Annotated in this window: 3 protein-coding genes; all 3 read left to right on the top strand. The window is 43.0% G+C overall.

Going from position 1 to position 2,952, the window contains the following annotated elements; translation table 11 throughout:
* The first annotated feature begins 568 nt into the window (after positions 1-568).
* Positions 569-841, top strand: coding sequence for a hypothetical protein (locus tag B5F27_RS16005; RefSeq protein WP_087369040.1), 273 nt, complete (start codon positions 569-571; stop codon positions 839-841).
* Positions 842-847: 6 nt separating this feature from the next.
* Positions 848-1,438 (top strand): hypothetical protein, encoded by a 591-nt coding sequence (locus B5F27_RS16000; protein ID WP_087369039.1) that lies wholly within the window; start codon positions 848-850, stop codon positions 1,436-1,438.
* Positions 1,439-2,288: 850 nt separating this feature from the next.
* On the top strand, positions 2,289-2,693 hold the full coding sequence (locus B5F27_RS15995) for a hypothetical protein (RefSeq protein WP_144066565.1): 405 nt from the start codon (positions 2,289-2,291) through the stop codon (positions 2,691-2,693).
* The last annotated feature ends 259 nt before the right edge of the window (positions 2,694-2,952 follow it).

Here is a 2,952-nt window from a genome sequence, read left to right as displayed (position 1 = left end):
AAGACTGGCCTGGCTCCGCTCTCGCTTCGCCAGGCCAGTCTTTGATTCGCTTGTTCTACCCCTTGCAGGCCTCTTTTTTGTACTGTCCGCACAATATGGGGCGGTTCAACTTTTGAAAAACGCAGGCCCTGAAACAAATGCAGGGCTTTATTTGCTATGCCCAAATTAAAATTTGGCAGCGTTTGCTGCCCTTGTTTTCTGCTTAGCGTAAGTGGCTGACAGGGTCAAGAGCGGCGAAGCCGTGGTGCAAACCATCTACTCTTGACCCTGTTGGCCACTTATGCTATTGACTTTGCTTAATTGGTCTATAATCCAACACCATTATGGTCAGCAGTATGTTGAGTTTTTCCCCAGTGTACGGCAGGAAAACCTATTCATTGGGAAGTAATTAAAGTGTTGGAAACATAAGACAAAGATAAAAATTGGAATTTCTTTCAAATATACGTTAATGTTTTGTTGAATTTCTTTCACTTTAGTGTTATAATATAAAAAAAGACCAATTTTACGTTCCTATGGGGTTATCATATTGTTGGTTAGAAACGGTATGAATTCATAGGAGGGATGGCAGGTGAAGAAGCATCACAAATTACAAAAATCAAATTGCCTGAAAAAAAAATACGCTAAACCTGCGAAGGAGGTAGGTATTATGTCAACTACCGTTTCACTTCGTGAGAGTGAAGAAACGTTTATTCGAGAAATGCGCTCTTATGTAATGACGCTCAAACAGCAACAGAAAAAATCAGGATATCTTGCACGAAAAGAAGCGAAGAGTGCACTAATACGGACAGGAGTGCTTACAGAAGAAGGAAAAGAAAAGGAAAAAATTGTAACTTGGGAGTGATGTGTTTTGTATCAAAAACTTCCAAACTTAATTTTGGGGTTCCATGGCTGCAAAAAATCAGTTTTTGAGACTGTCGTATATAAAGGCGAAGCCTTAAAGGCAAGTGAAAATGAATATGATTGGCTTGGACATGGTATTTACTTTTGGGAGCAAAACTATCAAAGGGCCATTGAGTGGGCAAGAAATCGTTATGGCGATGATGGTGCTGTGATCGGAGCAGTGATCGACCTTGGATATTGCCTAAACTTAACAGATAGTTTTAGTGCACATATACTACAAAATGGATATGAGATCCTAAAAATACGATGTGAAGCCGCAAAAATTCCACTACCCCAAAATGTTCCCTCTAAAAAAACAAAGGATATTTTATTGAGAAATTTGGATTGTGCAGTCATCCAGCAAGTACATGACTATAATAGGCAAACTGGAAAACAACCATTCGATTCGGTCCGTGGAATTTTTACGGAAGGTGGTCCAGTTTATCCTGGTGCTCAGTTTCAAGAACGAACACACGTCCAGCTGTGTATCTGTAATCCCAACTGCATTAAAGGTTATTTTGCGCCCTTGAAAGCAGATCCTTCTTATGCTATACCATGAGTAAGAAGTGTTATATTAATGATACAGGAACCCTTCTAGACTATATATTTTTCTTGCTTTCCCCAAAATAATCCGTAGCTATTCCATAAATTCCTGTTCTTAGTAAACAAAAAAGACTAGTCATACATGAATTGTACCCCATTTGTTAAGCAGTAAGATATACTGAAAACAAATGGGGGTTTTATTATGCCAAAAGGGGAACTAACTGAAAGAGACCATTGACTAAATGAACAGCGCCAGGGCTATCGCAGCGGTCATTACGGTAGTGTCAATAGTTTTTTGCAAATTGGTTTGCAGTCTCTGGAAATAAATGAGGTTAACCGGCAATAGAGGCGTCCTCCGGGGCAAGGTGGAATAGTTGGTTCGCTTTGTAAAGGACAACTTCCTAGCCGACCCAGGTATTTTATGATCTTACGGATCTGAATTGGCAAGCGCCAGAGTGGTGTAACAAACAGAACGGAACTTACCGCCGCACAGTGGATGGTGTGCCTTAAAAGCTGCACGAAACTGTATGCAGAGAGCAACTGCGCATGGTTCCGGAAATAGAGGCTGTACGATCCTACCTCTGTCCAAAAAGAAAGATCTCCTTTGACTACTTTGTAACAGACGCTTTGACGTACCGTACAGCTATTCGGGTTGTTTGGTCTTTTTAATTGATCTATGTTTGGCGATTTCCACTGAGTCTGAAATGGTTTTTCAGCTGAACGCTAACATACGGCTCAGTCTCCACCGTCATTCACTAAAATCTGAATCTGGAATGTATTCGATCAGGTGCGATGACTTGGATTGTGCGAAGAAAGGCCGTTTCAATCCCTATCTGCAGGGGATGATGCAGCGAGAGTGCTCAGGCATGGAGCTGTTCAGCGAAGAACAGGCGCAGGTGCGGAGAATCCAGGTTGTGCTCCAAAATGTTCCGCAGTGGAGCGATGGGGAAGCGGTTCAGGCGGAAATGGCTGAACAGGGCGGCCAGGTGCTGTTCTGCAAATTTTTCAAGGAACATAGCTCGTTTGCCATGCTGACGCAGGACCGAAATGGGCTGTACTCCATTGCGTTTGTGTTGGATTGTGATATCTCCCCCAAAGAGAGAAAAGCCGCCGCACGTCTTGTGCGGCGGCTTTTGAAAGAAAGCAGCAAAAGCTGGGATGTTGATTTTTACACGGTTCCTGTGCCCGAACGTATGAAATATGCGTCACTTTCATTGGCTGCATCTGCTTTGATGCAGGCTTTTAATCATCCGGAGAAGATCAAAGGTTAAAAACGCAAGGCTCCCCTCACGCCTGGAAGCTCCGGCCTTGGTTATCCTGGCAATCATCAGGGGATGCATCAGGAAGCTTGATCTGGTCCGCGTACTTTTCAATCATGCGGGCCAGAAAGTCCACGCACTGATCGAAATACATTTGTTGTTCTCTAGAGCAAACCCAGAAAATAGAGTGAAGTCACCGCCGCACTGTACAGCAGTGGTATGATAAATGTGGAGATGATGAATATGCTTCACAATGAATCACGGAACTTAT

This window comes from Faecalibacterium sp. An192, from assembly GCF_002160175.1.
Classification (GTDB): domain Bacteria; phylum Bacillota; class Clostridia; order Oscillospirales; family Ruminococcaceae; genus Faecalibacterium.
Note: the sequence above shows the minus strand (reverse complement) of the source record. Positions and strands in the feature narration are given on the sequence as shown.

Coding starts and splice junctions, on each gene's coding strand:
- B5F27_RS15995 (WP_144066565.1), top strand. CDS start 2,289: ATGGAGCTGTTCAGCGAAGAACAGGCGCAGGTGCGGAGAATCCAGGTT.